At 65.7% G+C, this 19733-nt stretch carries 20 protein-coding genes; 10 read left to right on the forward strand and 10 right to left on the reverse strand.

Going from position 1 to position 19733, the window contains the following annotated elements:
- Positions 1 to 651 carry an NAD(P)H-dependent oxidoreductase gene (locus tag llg_RS04085; RefSeq protein ID WP_338288255.1) on the forward strand — a complete coding sequence of 217 codons (651 nt, stop codon included), beginning with the start codon at positions 1 to 3 and terminating at the stop codon, positions 649 to 651.
- Between the two features lie 210 nt (positions 652 to 861).
- On the opposite strand, the gene llg_RS04090 is transcribed toward llg_RS04085, so the two are convergent.
- Positions 862 to 1305 carry a hypothetical protein gene (locus llg_RS04090; RefSeq protein WP_338288256.1) on the reverse strand — a complete coding sequence of 148 codons (444 nt, stop codon included), beginning with the start codon at positions 1303 to 1305 and terminating at the stop codon, positions 862 to 864.
- Between the two features lie 45 nt (positions 1306 to 1350).
- Between llg_RS04090 and llg_RS04095 the strand changes: the two genes are divergently transcribed.
- Positions 1351 to 3861 carry a pitrilysin family protein gene (locus llg_RS04095; RefSeq protein WP_338288257.1) on the forward strand — a complete coding sequence of 837 codons (2511 nt, stop codon included), beginning with the start codon at positions 1351 to 1353 and terminating at the stop codon, positions 3859 to 3861.
- A gap of 73 nt (positions 3862 to 3934) precedes the next feature.
- Here the strand turns inward: llg_RS04095 and llg_RS04100 are convergent, their stop codons facing one another.
- The gene (locus tag llg_RS04100; protein ID WP_338288258.1) at positions 3935 to 4105 is read right to left on the reverse strand and encodes a hypothetical protein; all 171 of its coding nucleotides are present in this window, start codon (positions 4103 to 4105) and stop codon (positions 3935 to 3937) included.
- Positions 4106 to 4202: 97 nt separating this feature from the next.
- On the opposite strand from llg_RS04100, the gene llg_RS04105 reads away from it, so the two are divergent.
- From llg_RS04105 to llg_RS04130, 6 genes are all read left to right on the forward strand, one after another.
- On the forward strand, positions 4203 to 4466 hold the full coding sequence (locus llg_RS04105; protein WP_338288259.1) for a DUF1844 domain-containing protein: 264 nt from the start codon (positions 4203 to 4205) through the stop codon (positions 4464 to 4466).
- A gap of 20 nt (positions 4467 to 4486) precedes the next feature.
- Entirely contained in the window at positions 4487 to 5311 is an 825-nt protein-coding gene (kdsA, locus tag llg_RS04110) for a 3-deoxy-8-phosphooctulonate synthase (RefSeq protein WP_338288260.1), read from the forward strand.
- A gap of 52 nt (positions 5312 to 5363) precedes the next feature.
- Positions 5364 to 6791, forward strand: coding sequence for a hypothetical protein (locus llg_RS04115; protein ID WP_338288262.1), 1428 nt, complete (start codon positions 5364 to 5366; stop codon positions 6789 to 6791).
- 22 nt (positions 6792 to 6813) lie between these two features.
- Positions 6814 to 7593: an LPS export ABC transporter ATP-binding protein gene (gene lptB / locus llg_RS04120; RefSeq protein ID WP_338288263.1), complete on the forward strand. Its 780-nt coding sequence runs from the start codon at positions 6814 to 6816 to the stop codon at positions 7591 to 7593.
- 213 nt (positions 7594 to 7806) lie between these two features.
- Entirely contained in the window at positions 7807 to 8400 is a 594-nt protein-coding gene (gene raiA / locus llg_RS04125; protein WP_338288264.1) for a ribosome-associated translation inhibitor RaiA, read from the forward strand.
- A 112-nt stretch (positions 8401 to 8512) separates the two neighbouring features.
- Positions 8513 to 8671, forward strand: coding sequence for a hypothetical protein (locus llg_RS04130; protein WP_338288265.1), 159 nt, complete (start codon positions 8513 to 8515; stop codon positions 8669 to 8671).
- Between the two features lie 92 nt (positions 8672 to 8763).
- On the opposite strand, the gene llg_RS04135 is transcribed toward llg_RS04130, so the two are convergent.
- Positions 8764 to 13605 (reverse strand): LamG-like jellyroll fold domain-containing protein, encoded by a 4842-nt coding sequence (locus llg_RS04135; RefSeq protein ID WP_338288266.1) that lies wholly within the window; start codon positions 13603 to 13605, stop codon positions 8764 to 8766.
- Positions 13606 to 13848: 243 nt separating this feature from the next.
- Here llg_RS04135 and llg_RS04140 point away from each other — a divergent pair, with 243 nt between their 5' ends.
- Together llg_RS04140 and llg_RS04145 are read left to right on the forward strand one after the other, a co-directional pair.
- Complete coding sequence (locus llg_RS04140; RefSeq protein WP_338288267.1) at positions 13849 to 14289, forward strand: hypothetical protein; 441 nt, start codon at positions 13849 to 13851, stop codon at positions 14287 to 14289.
- Positions 14290 to 14333: 44 nt separating this feature from the next.
- Entirely contained in the window at positions 14334 to 14876 is a 543-nt protein-coding gene (locus tag llg_RS04145; RefSeq protein WP_338288268.1) for a hypothetical protein, read from the forward strand.
- 6 nt (positions 14877 to 14882) lie between these two features.
- Here the strand turns inward: llg_RS04145 and llg_RS04150 are convergent, their stop codons facing one another.
- Genes llg_RS04150 through llg_RS04180 form a run of 7 tightly spaced genes read right to left on the reverse strand, consistent with a single transcriptional unit; the run spans position 14883 to position 19653 of the window.
- Entirely contained in the window at positions 14883 to 15302 is a 420-nt protein-coding gene (locus llg_RS04150) for an ester cyclase (protein WP_338288269.1), read from the reverse strand.
- Positions 15299 to 15907, reverse strand: coding sequence for a hypothetical protein (locus llg_RS04155; RefSeq protein ID WP_338288270.1), 609 nt, complete (start codon positions 15905 to 15907; stop codon positions 15299 to 15301). The genes llg_RS04150 and llg_RS04155 overlap by 4 nt, the downstream gene beginning before the upstream one ends.
- A 51-nt stretch (positions 15908 to 15958) precedes the next feature.
- A complete protein-coding gene (locus llg_RS04160) occupies positions 15959 to 16666 on the reverse strand; it encodes an ABC transporter ATP-binding protein (RefSeq protein ID WP_338288271.1) in 708 nt (235 codons plus the stop codon).
- Positions 16667 to 16689: 23 nt separating this feature from the next.
- Entirely contained in the window at positions 16690 to 17043 is a 354-nt protein-coding gene (locus llg_RS04165) for a four helix bundle protein (RefSeq protein WP_338288272.1), read from the reverse strand.
- Between the two features lie 11 nt (positions 17044 to 17054).
- Positions 17055 to 17828: an ABC transporter ATP-binding protein gene (locus llg_RS04170; protein ID WP_338288273.1), complete on the reverse strand. Its 774-nt coding sequence runs from the start codon at positions 17826 to 17828 to the stop codon at positions 17055 to 17057.
- Positions 17825 to 18745 carry a branched-chain amino acid ABC transporter permease gene (locus tag llg_RS04175; RefSeq protein WP_338288274.1) on the reverse strand — a complete coding sequence of 307 codons (921 nt, stop codon included), beginning with the start codon at positions 18743 to 18745 and terminating at the stop codon, positions 17825 to 17827. Before llg_RS04175 ends, llg_RS04170 begins: the two co-directional genes overlap by 4 nt.
- A complete protein-coding gene (locus llg_RS04180; protein WP_338288275.1) occupies positions 18745 to 19653 on the reverse strand; it encodes a branched-chain amino acid ABC transporter permease in 909 nt (302 codons plus the stop codon). Before llg_RS04180 ends, llg_RS04175 begins: the two co-directional genes overlap by 1 nt.
- Between the last annotated feature and the right edge of the window lie 80 nt (positions 19654 to 19733).

Consider the following 19733-nt stretch of genomic DNA (forward strand, 5'->3'; position numbering starts at 1 on the left):
ATGTCCACCCCGACTCCCGATTCCGTCATCGCCGCCCTGCGCTGGCGCTACGCCACCAAGACCTTCGATCCCAGCCGCCAGATCCCGGCGGAAACCTGGGGCGCGCTCGAGCAATCGCTGGTGCTCACCCCCTCGTCCTTCGGCCTCCAGCCGTGGAAGTTTCTGGTGGTGGAGAACCCGGCGGTGCGCGCCGAGCTGCGGGCGAAATCCTGGGGCCAGGGGCAGGTGACGGACGCGTCCCATTTCATCGTCTTCGCCGCCCGCACCGACGTGGCTCCGGAAGACATCTCCGGCTGGGTCGCACGGCTGGCGGACGTGCAGGGCAACAGCGTCGAGGCGCTGGCCCCGATGCAGGGAATGATCGAGGGGTTCGTCTCGGCGATGCCGTTCGAGGCGCGCCACGTCTGGAACGTCCGCCAGGTTTACATCGCGCTGGGCCAGTTCATGACCACCGCGGCGCTGCTCGGAATCGACACCTGCCCGATGGAGGGACTGGATCCGAAGGCCTACGATCAGATCCTCGGCCTGGAAGGCAGCGGCTACGCCACCGCCGTGGCCTGCGCCGTGGGCTACCGCTCGCCGGACGACCACACCGCCGCCCGCCCGAAGGCCCGTTACGAGGCCGACAGCGTGATCCAGCGGATCGTTTAGTAGCACAAGCATTCCTGCTTGTGGGTGGGAAGATCCGCGAACACCCGTGCAGGATCAGTCCGACCTCGAGGGGCCGGGGGCTAGGGTGAAGAGAAGAGGTATCCTCTGGTTCTTTCTCTCTTCTCTGGCAACCGGCCACTCATAGACGGACGGGACATACAAGGGGGCGCAAGTTTGCTCCGCCCACGTTCTCCCGAACGCAGCCTATGGTTAGAACGCCACTTGAGAGGGCTGCTTGATCCCGGCCAGGTCGAAGACCTCCTTGGTGAGGCGGGCCGAGATTTCCTGGAGCGTGGCGTGCTCGCGTCGGGTGCCGTTCACGCCGATGTTGAGCGCCGGGGTACGGTCGGACGGCGGATTGGCCTCCGCCACCTCGATGAACATGCGCTTCGAGAGCTCGGCGACGGCGGCCTCGTCGGACGCGACCTTGAACTTGGCCGCCAGGTTGAGCTCCTTGGCGATCTTCATCAGCACGGCGGGTTTCCGCAGGGCCGTGCCGATCTGTTCGGACGCGGGCTTGAGATCCTTCTCCTGAAGCTTGAGCGGCACCCAGATGCGGTCGGGCTTGTTCTTGCGGTAGTTCAGGTACGCGAATCCCGCGCCGCCTGAAGCCAGGATCACGAGAGCCGCCACGAGCACAATCCATCGTTGCATACTCCTGCTTTATCGCTCATCCCATTGGGTCCAAGCCGGAAATTCATGGAATACCCTGTTGTCACCGCCACCGCCGAGACCCTGCCCAACGGATTGTCCCTGATTCTGGACCCCGATCCCTCGGCCCCGGTGGTGAGCGCGCAGATCTGGGTGGAGACCGGCAGCATGCATGAAGGCGGACGACTGGGCTCGGGCATCTCCCATTTTCTGGAGCATATGGTGTTCAAGGGCACGCGCGATTACGACGGCGAGGCGCTGGCCAACGCGGTGCAGGCCGCGGGCGGCCACTGGAACGCCTACACCAGCTTCGACCGCACGGTTTACTACATCGATGGCCCGGCCGCCTCGCTGCCGGAGTTCCTCAAGATTCTAACGGGCCTGGTGTTCTTCCCGACGCTTCCGGAAGCGGAGTTCGAGAAGGAGAAGGACGTGATCCGCCGCGAGATCGACATGGGCCTGGACGACCCGGACAACGTGGCGAGCCGGCTGTTGTTCTCGACCACGTTCGTGTCCGACCCGCGCCGCCATCCGGTGATCGGCCACCGCCACCTGTTCGACGCGCTTTCCTACGACGACCTTCGTAATTACCACCGCACCCGCTACACGCCCGAGCGCGCCTTCGCGGTGGTGTCCGGCGACTTCGACGCGGACGAGGTGCGCAAGCAGATCACCGCGGCCACCGCGGACCTCGCCCTGGGCGGCGGCCCCGACCCGCTGGTGCCGCAGGACACGCCCCAGATCGGTCCGCGCCGCGCCCGAGCCACCTTCGCGATCCCAGCCAGCCGCCTGACGATGGCGTGGAAAACGCCGCCGCTTTCCCATCCCGATGCCCCGGCGCTGGACGTGCTGGCGGCGCTGCTCGGCCGTGGCCGCTCGGCGCGCCTCTACCGCCATCTCCGCCAGGAGCGGGAGCTGGCGCTCGAAATTTCCGCCTGGGCTTGGAACGGACCGGGCCGCGAGGGCCTCTTCGCCGTGAGCGCGGAGGTCAGCCCGGACAACCGTGAGGTGCTCGTGGAAGCCGCCTTGGCCGAGATCGCCAAGGTCCAGCAGGACGAACTGGCGGACGAGCTGGCGAAGGCCAAGCGCCAGATCGCCGCCAGTCAGTTCCGCTCGCTGACCAGCGCCTCCGGCCGCGCCGCCGACCTCGCCTCGAACTGGCATGAGGCCCGCGATCTCGATTTCACCCGCCACTACCTGGCCGCCCTACATGCGGTGACGCCGGAGGACGTGAAGCGCGTGGCCGCAGCCCTGACCGCGGAGCGCATGACACTCACGGTGCTCGATCCCGAAGGCGCCGCCGTGGCCGACCGCGCCACCAAGCGCCGCCGGGTCCGTGAGGAGATCCGCACCCACACGCTCGACAACGGCATCACCCTGGCCCTGCTGCCGGACCGCCGGGTGCCGCTGCTCCATTTCCAAGCCGCCGTCCGCGCCGGTCTGCCCTCCGAAACCGAGGTCAGCAACGGCATCAACCAACTGCTCGCCTCGACCCTGCCGCAGGGTACCGCCACCCGTAGCGCCGAGGAACTGGCCTTGGAGCTGGAATCGCTGGGGGCCTCCATCGGAGCCTCCGCGGGCAACAACGCGCTGCTGATCCAAGCCGCGGGCCTCGCCCCGGACTTCGGCGTGCTCGCAGACGCGCTGGCGGAGGTGCTGAACGCCCCCTCCCTGCCCTCCGACGCCATTGCCCGCGAAAAGGCCAGCCAGCGCGCCGCGCTGGAGGAAGCCCTGGAGGACCCGCTCCACACCGGCCTTAGCGAATTGCGCAAGGCGCTCTTCAACGGCGCGGGCTACGGCCGCGACGCCCTCGGCACCCGCCTGAGCCTCGACGTGATCGACCGCACCGCGCTGGCCGACCACCACCGCCGCCATTTCACCGGTGGCAACCTCACGCTCGCCGTCGCCGGGGATTTCGATCCCTCCGCCGCCGCGGACACGCTCGCGCCGCTGCTCTCCGCCATCCCGGCCGGACAGCCGTGGACCCCGCCGGACAGCTACCTGTATCACGGCTCGGATCTGACCTTCCGCCTGCCGAAAAAGCAGGCCGTGCTGGCGATCGGCTATCCCGGTGCCGCCGCGCTTTCCGAGGACCGCCACGCGCTGGCGATGCTGCAGGAATACTGCACCGACATGGCCGGCCCGCTGTTCACCCGCATCCGCGAGGACCTCGGCCTGGCCTATCAGGTCGGAGCCACCCAGTTCCTCGGCTTCGATACCGGCATGTTCGCGTTCTACCTGGCCACCTCGCCGGGCCAGGCCGAACTCGCCAAGGCCGAGCTGATGGCCGAGATCGGAAAAATCGCCGCCCGCGGCATCCCGGACGACGCCTTCGAGCGCGTCCGCTCGACCGTGCTCAGCAGCCTGGCGATCCAGCAGCAATCGCTCTCCAGCACCGCCCGCCAGGCCGCGATCGACCTGCTCTTCGGCCAGTCCGCCGACCTCCACCGCCAGCTCCCGGACATCTACAAGGCCCTCACCCCTCAAAGCGTCCGCGCCGCCGCCGAACGGGTCTTCAGCGTCGCCCCGACCCTGATCACCGTGCTGCCGGAGGAGTGATCACGACGCACGCTTCCCCCGTCGGCAAGCTACGGGGCCTGTCGGCTTGGGGGGAGCTGGTCCTTCCCAAGCCTCAACAGCGGAAATAGTTCGGACCGCCGGTGCAATTGGTGCGAACCCAGCTCCAACAGCCATCGAAGGAATCCGGGCCGTGCATGGCGGCCCAGCCGTGGGTCCCGCCTTCACCGAGTTTGGCCACCGCCGCATGGCCGTCCAAGGGGCTTCTGAATACGTAGTAGTCCATGGTTTTAAGGGATTCGGTCTACCATCATGCAGGATGCAATCCAGTTTCGCAAGATTGGTTTTGGTGACAGGCGGCCGATCGTGCATTAGAACCCCGCATGCCCGACGAGCCACAGGCCGACCCCCGCTTCAGCGAATTCCTGTTCCTCCAAGCCCAGAATGCCGGGATGTTCCTCGGTCAGATCCCGAATCCAGTGACGGGCCGCAATGACATCAACCTGCGGGCCGCGAAATCGGTGCTCGATTCGTTGGAAATGCTGGAGAACAAAACCCGCGGCAACCTGACGGAGAAGGAGGAGAAGCTCCTCGCCGTGGCCCTGAACAACCTCCGCCCGCTTTACCTCCAGGCCTCGGAGGAGTAATTCCTTTCCCCTTTCCCACCATGTCGTCCTTCGATCCCTTCAACATCGGCACCGTCCCGGTCGGCGGCCCCGCTCCGTTCTTCATCCTCGGCCCCTGCGCCCTCGAGAGCGAGGAGTTCGCCTGGGAAATGGCGAAATCGCTCAAGGAAATCGCCGACAAGACCGGCATTCACTTCATTTTCAAGGCGTCCTACGACAAGGCGAACCGCACCTCGGTGAAGTCCTTCCGCGGCCCGGGTGTCGAGGAAGGCTGCCGGATTCTCTCCGAGATCGGCAAGGAGCTGGGCGTGCCGGTGACCACCGACATCCACACCGCGGAGGACGCGGAGATCGCCGGGGCCTACATCGATCTGCTCCAGATCCCGGCGTTCCTGTGCCGCCAGACCGACCTGCTGGAAGCCGCCGCCAAGACCGGCCGTGCGGTGAACGTGAAGAAGGGCCAGTTCCTGGCTCCGTGGGACACCATCAACATCGCGGACAAGCTGCGCGCCTTCGGCTGCGAGCGCTTCCTGCTCACCGAGCGCGGCACCACCTTCGGCTACAACAACCTCGTGACCGACATGCGCTCGCTCTACTGGATGCGCAAGGAAGGCCTGCCGGTGATTTTCGACGCCACCCACTCGGTGCAGCGACCGGGCGGCCTCGGCGGCGCGACCGGCGGCGATGGCGAGCTGGCCCCCGTGCTGGCCCGCGCGGCGGTGGCCACGGGCGTGGACGGCGTGTTCATGGAGACCCACTCGGACCCGGCCAATGCCATGTCCGACGGCCCGAACCAAATTCCGCTCGAATTTATGGAGGACGTTCTCGTCAAACTGATCGCGATCCACCACGCGGCCCACGGCTGAGCCGCGGGCTATTCCTGTTGGAATCCGCCGAGTTCATCCTACCTTCCCCACCGTGCGTTCGCTCCTGATCCTCGTTCTCGCACCCGCCGCCCTGGCCGCGGAGCCTTCCGCGCTGCCGCCGGAGCTGGTTCCGGAGAAGCCGCAGCAGCTTCCGGCGATCTCGCTGATGCCGGCCGGCAGCGTGCTGAAGAAGGTGATGGTGCCGCGCTACGATTCGAAGCGCCAGCTCGCCGCCGCGCTGCGCTGCGAGGAGCTCACGGTGGTGGATGACCACACGCTCGAAGCCCGGATCGTGGCCCTCGAGTTCTTCAACCCGGACCGCAGCGCCAAGGCGCGGATCGATCTCCAATTCGCCCACTTCGACCAGACCAAGGGCACGCTGGAGACCCGGGACCCCGTCGCCATCACCTCCGAGGATTTCGAGGCGGTGGGCACCGGACTTTCCTACACCCATCAACAATCGCAGGGATTCCTGCTGGGACCGGTGAAGACCCGGTTCTTTGAGAAACAAAAGAAGGCCACTTCGATGAATGCTCCGATCACTCCCCGCGGCGCGGTGACCGCCCTGGCGACCGCCATGATCTCCCTCCCCGCGATGGCCGAGGTGCCCGCGCGGCTGAGCCCGGAGGATCGCGCGAAAATCCAGGAGGAAACCACGACCGCCGCCCCGCAGGCGAAGCAGGCGCTAGACGGCACCCGGGAAGTCCTGGAAGCCAGCAGCAAGGACTCCAGCGCCGCCAACGACGCCGTGTCCGCCTTCCTCAAGCAGGCCGCTCTGACCTCCATCTCCCTGGAAACCACCCCGGTGGAGCCACCCGCGAAGCCGGCCGCTGCCGATTCCACCCCTCACACCGCCGCCACCAAGCCGCTGGAAGTGAAGCCGGGCCCGAACGACACCGTGATCGAGGCGGACGACGGCATGTATTTCGACTCCGCGAAGGGCCTGCTGGTTTACCTGAAGAACGTCCGTCTCAGCGACCCGCGCTTCTCCCTGAGCGGCGCGAACGAGCTGAAGGTCTTCATGGAGAAGAAGGAACCGAAGAAGCCGGACGCCAAACCCGGCGATGCGAAGCCCTCCGGTGACGCCAAGGCTCCGGCCGATCCGGCCGCCAAGAAGGAAAACTCCGCCCCGGGTCTGACCGGCGCCACCAGCGGCTTCGGCGATGTCGACCACATCGTCGCCACCGGCGCGGTGAAGGTGGTGCAGAAATCCGTGGATGGCAAACCGCCGGTGGAAGCCAGTGCCGCGGTGCTGAACTACAACGCCAAGACCGGTGAGATCATCCTCAATGGGGGCTATCCGTGGGTGAAGCAGGGCGACAAGTTCATGCGCGCCAAGGAGCCGAACCTCTACCTGCGCATCCAGAAGGATGGCAGCTTCGTGACCGAAGGCGTGTGGGACATGGGTGGCCAGATCCAGTCGAAGGACGCGGACAACAAGCCGAAGCCGACTCCCTCCGCCCCGAAGCCCACCCGCTGATTCCCCTTTCCTTTCGCCCGCCATGCCCGTCCAAGCCTCGCACGCGCCCGGTTCCTCCTGCTGCAACCTGTCCTCCGCCATCCTCTCCGCCTCGGGCCTGCGCAAGACCTACGGCGGCCGCGCGGTCGTCGACGGCGTCTCGCTCACCGTCCAGCCCGGCGAGATCGTCGGCCTGATGGGTCCGAACGGCGCGGGCAAGACCACCTCGTTCTACATGATCGCCGGCCTGGTGCCGCCGGACGCCGGCAAAGTCCATTTCAACGGCACGGACATCTCCGACCTGCCGATGCACCGCCGCGCCCGCCTCGGCCTCGGCTACCTGCCACAGGAAGAGTCCGTGTTCCGGAAACTCAGCGTGCTGGACAACCTGCTGGCGATCCTCGAGACGCGCCCGGGCCTGGGCCGCAAGGAGCGGCTCGAGCGCGCCAACGACCTGCTCGATCGCTTCGGCATCGCGAAGCTTTCGAAGTCCCTGGCGATCACCCTTTCCGGCGGTGAAAAGCGCCGCCTGGCGATCGCCCGCGCCCTGTGCACGGACCCGAAGCTGCTGATGCTCGACGAGCCCTTCGCCGGCATCGACCCCATCGCCGTGGAGGACATCCAGAAGATCGTGCGCGACCTGCGCGAGCGCGATGGCCTGGCGATCCTGATCACCGACCACTCGGTCCGCGAAACCCTCACCATCGCCGACCGCGCCTTCCTGATCCACGACGGCCGGGTGATCCTTGAAGGCCGCTCCGAGGAACTCGCGAACGACCCCGTCGCGAAGAAGTATTACCTCGGGGAGGATTTCAAGATGTGACGGAAATCCGTCCGCATTGCAACCCGGTTCTTCGCACGCAAAGCCCTCTACGGAGGGCTTTGTCGCGTTTACAAGGGTTCCACGGCGGAGCAACACGCGAAAATTATTTTAGAAGTTCCGCGTGGCATTTTCGCCACGTTTAGCCCAAGGTGTCGGGTGGATATGGCGGATGGAACCGCCGTCCGTACTGCTGAAATCAAACCGACAAGAACCATGCAAACTGCCAACGTCAATCTGCCGATCACCGTCACGGTTCGGCACGAGCAAGTGACCGACGCCCTGCGGGATTACGCCCAGAAGAAGATCGAGGGTCTGCACCTCGACTACCCGCGAATCATCGAAGCGAAGGCCATCCTCGACGTTCAGAAAAACCGGCACATCGCCGAAATCATTCTTTTTTGCGCCAACCACATCACCATCGAAGCCCACACTGAAAACGGCAACATGTACGCGGCCCTCGACGAGACGATCGACAAGATCTCGCGCCGCATGCGGAAGCACAAGACCCGCCTCCTGAAGAAGAACCGGCCGCACCGCAACGAGTCGATCCGCCACCTCGACGAACGCTTCTTCACCGAGGACGTGCTCGACCACCCGGAGGACTCCCAGCACGATCCGGAGCCCTTCATCGTCCACCCGGACAAGTACAAGGTGAAGACCATGTACAAGGAGGACGCGGTCATGGAACTCGAACTCTCGGACCGCCCGTTCGTGCTCTACAAGAGCGCCCGCCGTGGCTGCCTGACCCTGGTTTACCGCCGCAAAGACGGCGAGTACGCGGCGCTCGACATCAAGGAAGTCGCCTGATTTCCCGTCAGCGCCCAACCCACCGGCCTCCGGGCCGGTGGGTTTTTCGTTTTCCGGGGGGAAGCAGGATTTTGATCGCCGAGCCCCGGTGTTCGGTTAGGGTGGCGATTGTATGAAAATCCTCCGCTTCCTCTTGGTTCTTCCAGTGATGGCTTTGGTTTCCTGCGCCGACGATTCGACCGGCTTCACCACTCCCGCCGTGCATGGCAAGGTGTGGGCTGGCTCCGGCGGCGAGCACGTGTCCATCCCGCACGGCATCACCAGCAACTGACGGACCCCGCGGGCTGTCCAAGCTCCGGATCGACGAAAAAGCCTCCGCCTGGATCCCAGGCGGAGGCTTTCGTTTTGGCGTCCGGGACAGGGTTACTGCGCGGCGGCGCTCACCTCGGCGGAGTCCGGGCTCTCGCTGGTGGCGCTGCGGGCGACCACCACGTAGTAGTAGGTGGTGCCGGTCGTCAGGCCGGTATCGGTGTAGGACACGGCGGTCTGATTCGTGGAGACCACCGAGTAGGGCCCGCCCGCCACCGTGGAGCGCAGGACATCGTAGCCGGTGGCACCGGTGGGCGCGGTCCAGGCGAGCGCCACCTGGGTGGTGCCCGCGGTGGCGGTGGGTCCGGTGGGCGCGGTCATCAGGCCGAGCGGGCTGGTCGCCACCAGCGAGGCCACCTCGGTGGAGGTGAGCGCGCGGTTGTAGAGGCGGAACTCATCGATGCGACCGACGAGATACGGATCGGCGTATTGGGAGCGGCCGAGGTAGTTCTTGGTGGTCGAGCCGAGGCTGGTCGGGGTCAGCGTCATGGCGGTGTTCTGGCCGACCTGCACGCCATCGACGTAGAGCGTGCCGGTCGCGCCCGCCAGGGTGACGGCGACGTGGTGCCACCCGCCTGCCGGGAACGGCGCGGTGCCATCGATCTTCTGCTCGCCGCCACCACCCGCGGTGCTGATGGCGAAGCGCAGGTTGCCATTGGCCCCGTTCTTCGGCGTCAGAAACATGTAGACGCTGGTGCCGGTGCCGAAGTCGAACAGGCGCTGCCAGGTCGAGACGGAGTCGAGGTTCGCCCACAGCATCACGGTGCAGCCGGTGACGCCGTTGACCACGCCGGTCGGCAGGGTCACGTGATCATCGGTGCCATCGAGGTCGACGGTGTTGTTGCTGCGGCCCGCGCTCCACAGCGGCCCGTTGACGAGGGTGCCCTGCCAGGCATTGCCCGAGGCGTCGGCGGCGGTGAGGCCGGTGGTCTCGTCGAACTTCAGGTAAGCCCGCGGCTGGGTGAACAGGACGGATACCTCGGACGAGTTCGCGCTTTCGCCGCCGAGATTGCTGGCGGAGACGACGTAGTAGTAGGTGGTGCCATCCACGGCCGTCGTGTCCGACCAGGTGGTGGCGGTGAGGCCGGTGGTCGATTGGGTATAGGTGCCACTGCTGGTGCCGCGCTTCACGGTGTAGCTGGTGGCGCCGCTGGACGCGGTCCAGGAGAGAGCCACGGCACCGTTCCAACCGTTCAACGCCAAGCCGGTGGGCGCGGCTGGGATGGGAGGCAGGGGCAACGCGGAGAGCTGCGTGGAGACGCTTTCACCAAGCGGCGTGGTGGCGGCGATGACGTAGTAATAGGTGGTGCCATTCACCGCGCTGCCATCCGTCCACGAGGTGCCGGTGAGACCGACGGCGATCGTGGTGTAGGGGCCACCGCTGGTGGTGGAACGGCGGACCTGGTAGGAGGACGCTCCGCTGACCGCGGCCCAGGACAAGGCCACGCTGTTGTTGCCCGCGGCGGCGGCCGGTGACGATGGAGCCGGGAAGGTGCCCGCGAGCGCGGAAACCTCGGTGGCGGTGAGGGCGCGGCCGAAGATGCGGAAATCGTCCACGCGTCCATCCAGATACGGATCGTTGTACTGCGAGCGGCCAATGCGGTTCTGGGTGGTGGCCCCGAGCGAGGACGGGGTGAGCGTCATCGCGGTATTCTGGCCGACCTGCACGCCATCGACGTAGAGCGTGCCGGTGGCCCCGTTCAGCGTCACGGCCACGTGATGCCAGCCACCGGTGGTGATCGCGGCGGTGCCGTCGATCTTCTGCTCGCCGCCGCCACCGCCGGTGGAAATGGCGAAGCGCACCGTGCCGGTGTTGCCGTTCTTCGGGGTGAGGAACATGTAGGTGGTGGTGCCGGTGCCGAAATCGAACACGCGCGACCAGTTGCTCACGGTATCCAGGTTCACCCAGGTCGAGATGGAGGCGGTGGTGAGGCCATTGACGACACCGGTGGGCAGGGTCACGTGGTCGTTCGAGCCATCGAGGTCGACGGCGTTCGCGATCTTGCCGGAGGTGGACCACAGCGGACCGTTCACCAGGGTGCCGTTCCAACCGTTGCCGGTGATGTCGGTGGCGGTGGTGCCGCTGGCTTCATCGAACTCGAGGTGGGCGGTGCCGGAGGCGGCCAGGGTGCGGACCTCGTCGGCATTCAACGCACCGCGGTAGATCCGGAAGTCATCGAGCTTCCCGTTCAGATAGGGATCCGCCCAGTTCGACTTCCCGAGGTAGTTGCCGCGGGTCTGGCCGAGCTGGAACGGCTGGTAATCGAGGCTGGTGTTCTGGCCGACGGCGACGCCGTTCACATACAGCGTGCCGGTCTTTCCGGAAACGCTGACCGCCACATGGACCCACTGCGCGGTGGGCAGCGCGGCGGTGCCGTTGATGGTTTGGGTATTGTAGCTGTAGACCGTGTAGCTCCCGAAGGACACCACGCCGCCGCCGTTCTTGGTGGTGAGGTACATCCCGCGGCCGTTGCTGTCGCCGAAGTCGAAGATGCGGCTCCAGGTGTTGTTGGCGTTGAGGTAGACCCAGGTGGAGACGGTGAAGTCATCGAGATCGCGGACCAGCGAGGTCGGCAGCGAGACGTAGTCGTCGGTGCCGTCGAACGAGATCGCGTTGCCGGTCTTGCCGGTGGTCCAAGTTGGCCCGTTCACGAGCGTGCCGGCGTGGCTGTGGTTGGAAGCATCGGCCGCGGTGGTGCCGGTGGTTTCATCCATCTTCAGCCAGGTGTGGAGCTCGGCGCGGGACACGGCCCGGGCTTCATTCGAAACCGCGGTTTCCCCGGACGGCGTGGTGCCGGTGACGACGTAGTAATAGGTGCCGGGCGCGAGACCGCTGTCGGTGTAGGTGAGGAGGTCCGTCACACCGGTGGCAATGGTGGTGTAGGGGCCGCCGCTGGTGGTGGCTCGCTTCACGTTGTAGCTGGTGGCGTAGGCCGCGCCCCACCAGTTCAACTGGATCGAGTTCGCATCCTCCAGCGCGGCGAGGCCGCTGGGTTTCTGGCCGGTGGCGATCGGATCGCGGGAGAAGGTCAGCGTGCCGAAACCGAGCTGGTCGCCATTGCCGCCGTCGCCTTCCGGTTGGTTCGCGGTGACCTCGCCGCCGGTGTAGGGAGAGGCGATTCCCTTGCGGTTCACGTAGTGGTTGTAAACCATTGCCCAGCAGGGGCGGAGAATACCGCGGGCCGCGTTCGAGACCACGCCCTGGAATTGCCAGGTGCCGCTGGTGCCGGTGCCCCATGCGTAGCCTTGGAAGGGCACGTCGTAGCCGAGGTTGTATTTCGCGACGTATTCCGACCCGGCGAGGAAGCGGTTGTTGTCGAAACCGTAGAAGTCGAGGCCCTGGTTCCACGCCATCTCACAGATCGGCCCGACGAGCGAGATGCCGAAGGTCGTGTGTCCCTGGTCGCGGCCGGATTCCTGCCACTGGCCGAGGTTTCCGGGGTGGATCTGGTAGACGAACTTCGACACCGAGCCGTTGCCCTTGCCATTGTAGAAGTAATCGACGGCTTCGTTGTAAATGTCCGTGCGATCACAAAACACGCCGATGGAGAGCATCGAGGCCATGTTGCACAGGTCCCAGTTCGCCCAGTAGTTCGTGATCGCCGCCCCATTGTGGTTCACGAGGAAATCGTGGTTCATCGGGTAGAAGATGTTCACCAGCAGGTTCTGGAACGCGGTCACGTCCGCGGCCGCCCATCCCGGGTAGGTGCGCATGATCTCGCCCACATTCGCCCACTCGTAGCCGTAGATCCCGGAAGCGAGGAAGCGGTCCGAATTACCGGTGAGCCCGGTCATCGTGGACGACCACGCGTTGAGGAACACCACGGCCTGGTCGGCGTAGGCAGTGTCGCCCGAGACCTTCCAGCGCAACGCCAGTTGGTAGGCGCGCGCGATGTCGATGTACATCTGGGTGAAGTTCTGGCCATCCCCTCCACGGATCACCGTTTGCAGCGGACGCGGCGCAGTGCCGAGCTGGGCACGGCCGTTGGAGGTCAAAGCCCCCCAGCCATCCGCCCACGGCTGCGCGCCCGCCGCAACCTTCGTGCGCATCCGCTCGAAATCGGCATCGGTGTGCAGCAGGCCGGGATGGACGAAGGTGCCCGGAGTGGGAGCCGTGTAGGTGGTCATGTCCACCAGGAAGGCACGCTCGCCGGACTGGGTGGTCACGGCGTTGCTGCCGTAGCCGTTCGCGCCGGAGGTGTAGGCCGTGCCGCCCGCGTAGGGATTGCCGCCGCTCGCCGCGCCGCGGATGCCGAGCATTTCGAAGTAATCGCCGGTGGTGCCGAAGTCGAAACCGTAAACCGTGTTCGGCGCGAGCACGATGGGCGCACCGAGGGTGAAGGTGAGATAGGTGCCCGGGCCGTTGGCAGTGCCGCCCTGGCCGGGATTGCCGCTGCCCCCGCAGGCCGCGGTTTCCTGGGTGAAGGGCACGAACACCGAACCATCGATGCGGCCGACGCGCAGCCGCAGCGCGGTGTTGGTGTCATTGAGATCGTAGCCGCCGATGTTGGAACCGGAGGCGGTGTTGTTGGTGTAGCCCTGCATCCGCACGGTGACGGAGGTCAGCAGGTAGCCACCGGCATTCGAGCCGGTGGTGAAGGTCTGGCCCTGGACGGGACGGTTTCCGGCGACGTAGGTGGTGCCGTCGTTGGTGGCGCCATTGTCGGAGCCGCCGTTGGCGTTCACGCCGGAGCCGCCGACGTTGTCGGCATCGAAGGTGGCGCCGGTCCAACTGCTGATGGCGGCGGCCCCGCCGGTGGGCGCGGAAGTGCCGAAGGTCAGCGTGCCCGCCTGTGAGGCGGCACTGGAGGCGAGGATCAGTCCGAACGCGAGAAGGCGTGGACACGAGGATGCGGAACGCGCCAGGACGGACCTGGCACTACGAGGTGGGTGCATGGGATTTTGGTTTTGGGATTTTTCAACAGAGACCCCGCGTGGCACGCGGGGCTCCGGAGCGCGGAAGACACCGCCGGTGATCCGGCGGCTCGATGGCCGTGGGTGGCCTCACAAATGGAACGGAAACCCAGTAAACATCGGAGGGGGTAGAGGATCGTCGAAGCTCCCACAACGCGCGCGCCGCTGATGCGGATCAACCCGCCGCCTCGACAGCCCGCTCCGCATCTGCTCCTCTGATATTCGATGAAACGGATCGACCCGCCCCTCGTCATCGCGAAGCCCTGCTCCGTGGACTGGAACACCATGACCGGCGACGAGCGGAAACGGTTCTGCGACCAGTGCGGCAAACACGTCTTCAACCTCTCCGCGATGACCGAAGGCGAGGCCAAGGCGTTCGCGGAGGAAACGCAGGGCCGCGAGTGCATCGCCTACGTCGGGGCCGACGGCGGCACGATCCATTCCCCCGGCCACTTCGAACGCAAGCTCCTGTGGCTCTCCGCCCGCCTGCCGCGAATCGCGGCGGTACTGGCCCTGTTCCTACCGGCGACGCTGGTCTCCTGCATGGGCCGCGCGGTGGCCGGAAAGGTGGCTCCGCCGCCGGAGCCGAAACACAAGAGCGAGATCCAGCGGGTGGTGCCAGGAATGCCCGCTGCGCCGCCAGACAAGAAGACCGACATCCGATAAGACAGACGCATTGACAGCCTCGCCCCCGCGGAGGATGCAGCCCCATGCACGCGCGCACCAAGCTGAAGATCGGCATCGCCTTCATCCTGGGCAGCAACCTGCTCTTCCTCACCCACGGCTGGATCTACTGGATGCCGTGGTCGGCGGCGGTGAAGGCCACGCTTTTCACCATCTTCTTCTTCACGCCGGAGGTCGGCACGCTGATCGGCGCGGCGGTGATGGGGAAAGAGAACTACGAGATGTTCCGGAAGAAGGCGGCGGTGATCATCCGCAAGATCCGGCCCGCGGGCAACGTGAGCCTCACCCGCCACTATGTCGGGCTCGGCATGTTCCTGCTGCCGCTGGTGCCCGCCTACCTGCAGGCCTTCAAGCCGGAGTGGCTGCCGGACAGCACGCCGCTGCGCTGGCAGGCAATGATCGCCGCGCACCTCATCTGCATCGGCGGGCTCTTCGTCCTCGGCGGGGACTTCTGGGACAAGCTGTATGCCCTCTTCGCATGGAAGGCGCGGGCGATGCCCGATCCGCTTCCGGAAGAGCCGGAGCGTCCCCTGCCCTCGTCCGCCGGAGCCGACGAAGGCGGGGAGTAAAACAACTCAACGCACCAGAGCGGCCTGGGCGAGTTGCTGGATGAGTGCCCCTTGGTTCCAGGAGTCCCAGCCTTCACAGATCTGGCCATTGTCATCGAAGGTCATCCAGGTCATGCCGCTGAAGGAGACTTCCGCCTCCGTCGCGGGCACGCCGAGGTTGTTTCCGATGTGGGTGCCATGGGCCGTCCAGCGGACCACGACGTGATCCCCTTCCTCGATCGCATGATCGACCTCGACCCGGATGTCCGGGAAGGCCTCGAGAATACCCGCCACGAAATGGTGCATGCTCTCCACGTCGTGGGTCTCCATCCCTTCATGGTGCCCCACGCCATTCGGAGCGAAAAGCTCGTCGATGACGTCGAACTGCCTTTGGTTCCAGATGCCTTCCATCCAGCGGAAGGCTTTTTCACGGTTGGTCTCGCTCATGGTTTTGCGGGTGGGGTTTTCTCAAGGGGGAAAATGACACTGATTTCCGTGGCCGTCACCTTGGCTTCGCGGAGTTTCTTGTCAGTGGAGGAAAGGGAGCGGTCGCCGATCAGGGACTTGTCGAGCTCCTTGTCGCCGTGGTTGAAGCGGACGGACACCTTTCCCGCCAGCTTGCCGCCGGTGAAGTCGGCGTAGCCGCCGTAGTCCCAATCGAAGCCGGAAACCTTGTAGGGCTTGCCGTTGACCTTCTCGACCTGTTCGACGGTCATGCCCCTGGCGAGGCCGTCCGGGAACTTCCAGCCCTTGCCCACGATGCGGACCTCGACGATCTCTTTCTCGTCGCCCTCGGGATTGAAGACGACCTGGATCTCACGGTCGGTTCCCTTGAAGACAATCGCGCCCGGGATCGTCTCGCCCTCGGCGCCCGGGAGATCCACCGACTTGAACTTGTCCGCGCCCAACAGGGTCTTCAGGCCAAAGAGGGTCATGCCCTTCTCGATCGGGCCGACGCGCTCGCCCGGCACCACGGTGGCATCGGTGAGCGGGATCTCCGCGGCGTGCAGCGCGGCACAGCCGGCGAAGGCAAGGAACAGGCGTCTCAGCATGCCTAACAATGAAGCAGGCCGCCGGAGCAAATCAAGTGCCCGTGTATCCCGTCAGGCGCCCAGATAGGCCTCCTGGACCTGTGGATTCACCTTCAGTTCGGCGGACGGCCCTTCGAGCAGGATCTTGCCGGTTTCCAGCACGTAGGCGTAGCTGGAGACATCGAGGGCGAGATTCGCGTTCTGCTCGACGAGGAGGATGGTCAGCCCCTGCTCGCGGTTGATCTCCACGATGCGCTCGAAAATCGTCTTCACCAGCAGCGGTGCGATGCCGAGCGAGGGCTCGTCCAGCATCAGGAAGCGCGGCTTCGAGAGCATGGCTCGGCCGATGGCGAGCATCTGCTGCTCGCCGCCGGAAAGCGTGCCGGCCGCCTGGCTCTCACGCTCCTTGAGGCGCGGGAAAAGCCCGAAGACATACTCGGTCTGCTCGGCGATCCACTTCCGGTCTTTCTGGAGGTAGGCCCCCATCTTGAGGTTCTCCCGGACGGTGAGGTTGGCGAAGACCATGCGGCCCTCCGGCACGTGGCAAAGGCCGCGGGACACGATCTTGTTCGCGGGCATGCGGGCGATGTCGTGGCCATCGTAGCGGATCACCCCGGCGGTCGGTTTCACCAGCCCGGACAGGGCGCGCAGCGTGGTCGATTTTCCCGCGCCATTCGCGCCGATGAGCGTGACGATGCTGCCCGGCGGCACTTTGAGCGAGACGCCGTGGAGCGCCTTGATCGCACCGTAGGAGACGTGGAGGTTTTCGACTTCGAGCATCGGGAAGGGATCAAATAGGGTGGTCAGCCGTCGGACTCCGGCGGCAGGGAACGGTGGAGGCCACCGAGCATGCGGCCCTGCTCCCACGCCATCATGCACAATGCCTCGAACTGCTCGTCCGGCAGGAACCCGAGGCCGCGGCCCGCCTCGATCTGACAGACGACGTCCGGCAGCGCGGCGCTGGCGATCTCGACGAAGCGCGCGAACTCGCGGCGCGACCCGCAGGCAGCGCCCTCCGCGATGCTGGAGGAAATGGAAACGACCCTCCGGCGGATCCTCTGGCGGCGCTCCGCCGGATAACCCGTCGTCAGGGCATAGACGGTCTCCGCGAACGCGATCGTCTTTTGCCAGATCTCCAGTTTTTCAGCTCCGGTCATGAGGGTGGATGTCAGACGGCGGCGGCCCCGAGGTAGGCCTCGATGACCTTCGGGTGGCATTGGATTTCCTTCGGCGTGCCTTCGGCGATCTTGCGGCCGTATTCCAGCACGGCGATGCGTTCGCAAATGCCCATCACCACCTTCATGTCATGCTCCACCAGGAGCACGGCGAGGTGGTAGCGCTCCTTGATGAAGCGGATCAGGTGCATGAGGTCGTCCTTTTCGGACGGGTTCATGCCCGCGGCGGGTTCATCGAGCAGCAGCAGCTTCGGGCGGGTGGCGAGCGCGCGGACGATTTCCAGGCGGCGCTGGTCGCCGTAGGGCAGCGACTTCGCCTCCTCATCGCGCATGCCCGCGAGACCGAAGATCTCCAGCAGCTCAAGGGCATGGCGCTCGGTCTCGGCCTCGGAGGCCTTCCACGCCTTGCCACGCCACAGCGCGCCGAGGTAACCCTGCTTGTTGTGGAGGCGGGCGGCGACGCGGATGTTGTCGAGCACGCTGAGCGAACCAAACAGGCGGATGTTCTGGAAGGTGCGGGCGATGCCCATCGCGGCGAGCTTGCTCGGCTTGATGCCACGGGTGCACTTGCCGCCGAAGCGGATGCTGCCCGACGTCGGCTGGTAGACGCCGGTGATCATGTTGAACGCCGTGGTCTTGCCCGCGCCATTCGGCCCGATGAGCCCGACGAGTTCGCCTTCGCCCACGGTGGTCGTGAGTTCCTTCACGGCCGTGAGACCGCCGAACTTGATGGTGACGTTTTCGAGTTCGAGAAGCGGGGAACTCATGCCGTGCGGCGTTTGAATTTGAAGGAGAACAGGCCGTTCGGACGCAGCAGCATCAGGAAGATGATGAGCAGCGCGTAGAAGATCATCCGGTACTCCGCCACCCCGCGGAGGAACTCCGGCATCAGGGTGAGCAGGATGGCCGCGGCGATGACGCCGACGGTGCGGCCCATGCCGCCGAGGATGACCATCACCACGATGTCGATCGACTTGAGCCAATCGAAGCCGGTCGGGGAAAGGAAGGTCTTGTGGTGGGCATAGAGCCCGCCCGCGATGCCGGCGAAGAACGCGCCGGTGACGAAGGCGGTCACCTTGGTGCGGGTGGTGTTCACCCCGTTCGATTCGGCGGCGATCTCGTCATCGTGCACGGCGATGAAGCCGCGGCCGTAGGTCGAGTTCACCAGCGAGGTGATGACGTAGATGGTCAAGGCGGCGACGCCGAAGGTCCAGCCGAGGCCGGTGTGCTTCGGGATGCCCTTCAGGCCGCTGGCAGCCCCGATGGCCTCGGTGTTCTGGGCGATCACGCGGATGATCTCCCCGAAGCCGAGCGTGACGATCGCGAGATAGTCCCCCTTCAAGCGCAGCGAGGGGATGCCGACCATCAGGCCGACCACCGCGGCAAGCAGCCCGCCCGCGAGCAGGGAGAGCGGGAAATACCATTCCGCGTGGGCCACCCCGACAAGCTTCAGCGAGATCCAGGCGGAAAAGTAGCCGCCCACCGCCATGAACCCGGCGTGGCCGAGGCTGAACTGGCCGGTGTGGCCGTTGATCAGGTTCAGGCTGGTGGCCAGGACGATCGCGATGCCGACGTCGATGGCGACGCCGAGATAGTAGCGGTTGAACTGCGGGGCGAAGTAGGAGGCAAGGATCGCAAGCGCGAGCCCTAGCAACAACCAGCGTTTGGCTCCGGGAAGCGGCATCAGACTTTCTCGATGGTGGCGCGGCCAAGGAGACCGGCGGGTTTGAGCAGGAGGATCAGGATCAGGATGCCGAAGGCGATTGCATCGCGGTAGTTCGACAACTCGGGAATGCCACCGGCGAAGGTTTCCAACAGGCCCAGCACCACCGCGCCGAGCACCGCGCCGGGCAGGTTCCCGATGCCGCCGAGCACCGCCGCGATGAACGCGCGCAAGCCGGGCTGAACTCCCATCAGCGGCTCGATGCCGGGAGCTTTCATAGAGTAGAGGATGCCCGCGATGGCCGCGAGCGCGGAACCGAGCCCGAAGGTGAAGGAGATCACCTTGTTCACCGGCACGCCCATGAGCAGGGAGGCCTGCTGGTTGAACGAAACCGCCCGCATGGCGGTGCCGATGCGGGTTTTCTGGACGATGAACCACATCGCCGCCAGCAGCGCCGCGGTGACCGCGATCACGAGCAGGTCGGTGCTGCCGACAATGGCGCTGCCGAGGTGGAATTGCTTCTCAGCCGCCAACTGCGGGAACGGCCGGGTGGCGGAGCCGAGGACGTTCGGGTTCTGGCAGGTGAACTCGATGAACAACGAAACCCCGATCGCGGTGATCAGCACCGCGAGCTTCGGACGGTGGCGGAGAGGCCGGTAGGCCAGCCGCTCGATCGTCATGCCGATGAGCGCGCAGATCAGGGCGACCAGGATGAACACCAGGATGACGCCCAGCACCGATTGCGGCCCGCAGACCTTCTCGATCTTCGGCGCGATGTAGAACGCCGCGAAGGCCCCGAGCATCAACACGTCGCTGTGCGCGAAGTTGATGAACCGGAGCACCCCGTAGACCATCGTGTAACCAAGGGCGATCAGGGCGTAGATGGCTCCGAGGCCGAGCCCGTTGATCGCCTGCTGGATGAAGTCCACTTGAGTTGAGAGGGGTTGGTTGAGAGTTGAGAGTCAGATTCAGACGCCATCGGCGAATGCGATCGCCCTTTGCCAGACTT

Source organism: Luteolibacter sp. LG18, from assembly GCF_036322585.1.
Classification (GTDB): Bacteria; Verrucomicrobiota; Verrucomicrobiia; order Verrucomicrobiales; family Akkermansiaceae; genus Luteolibacter.

Coding starts and splice junctions, on each gene's coding strand:
- llg_RS04085 (WP_338288255.1), top strand. CDS start 1: ATGTCCACCCCGACTCCCGATTCCGTCATCGCCGCCCTGCGCTGGCGC.
- llg_RS04090 (WP_338288256.1), bottom strand. CDS start 1,305: ATGCAACGATGGATTGTGCTCGTGGCGGCTCTCGTGATCCTGGCTTCA.
- llg_RS04095 (WP_338288257.1), top strand. CDS start 1,351: ATGGAATACCCTGTTGTCACCGCCACCGCCGAGACCCTGCCCAACGGA.
- llg_RS04100 (WP_338288258.1), bottom strand. CDS start 4,105: ATGGACTACTACGTATTCAGAAGCCCCTTGGACGGCCATGCGGCGGTG.
- llg_RS04105 (WP_338288259.1), top strand. CDS start 4,203: ATGCCCGACGAGCCACAGGCCGACCCCCGCTTCAGCGAATTCCTGTTC.
- kdsA (WP_338288260.1), top strand. CDS start 4,487: ATGTCGTCCTTCGATCCCTTCAACATCGGCACCGTCCCGGTCGGCGGC.
- lptB (WP_338288263.1), top strand. CDS start 6,814: ATGCCCGTCCAAGCCTCGCACGCGCCCGGTTCCTCCTGCTGCAACCTG.
- raiA (WP_338288264.1), top strand. CDS start 7,807: ATGCAAACTGCCAACGTCAATCTGCCGATCACCGTCACGGTTCGGCAC.
- llg_RS04130 (WP_338288265.1), top strand. CDS start 8,513: ATGAAAATCCTCCGCTTCCTCTTGGTTCTTCCAGTGATGGCTTTGGTT.
- llg_RS04135 (WP_338288266.1), bottom strand. CDS start 13,605: ATGCACCCACCTCGTAGTGCCAGGTCCGTCCTGGCGCGTTCCGCATCC.
- llg_RS04140 (WP_338288267.1), top strand. CDS start 13,849: ATGAAACGGATCGACCCGCCCCTCGTCATCGCGAAGCCCTGCTCCGTG.
- llg_RS04145 (WP_338288268.1), top strand. CDS start 14,334: ATGCACGCGCGCACCAAGCTGAAGATCGGCATCGCCTTCATCCTGGGC.
- llg_RS04150 (WP_338288269.1), bottom strand. CDS start 15,302: ATGAGCGAGACCAACCGTGAAAAAGCCTTCCGCTGGATGGAAGGCATC.
- llg_RS04155 (WP_338288270.1), bottom strand. CDS start 15,907: ATGCTGAGACGCCTGTTCCTTGCCTTCGCCGGCTGTGCCGCGCTGCAC.
- llg_RS04160 (WP_338288271.1), bottom strand. CDS start 16,666: ATGCTCGAAGTCGAAAACCTCCACGTCTCCTACGGTGCGATCAAGGCG.
- llg_RS04165 (WP_338288272.1), bottom strand. CDS start 17,043: ATGACCGGAGCTGAAAAACTGGAGATCTGGCAAAAGACGATCGCGTTC.
- llg_RS04170 (WP_338288273.1), bottom strand. CDS start 17,828: ATGAGTTCCCCGCTTCTCGAACTCGAAAACGTCACCATCAAGTTCGGC.
- llg_RS04175 (WP_338288274.1), bottom strand. CDS start 18,745: ATGCCGCTTCCCGGAGCCAAACGCTGGTTGTTGCTAGGGCTCGCGCTT.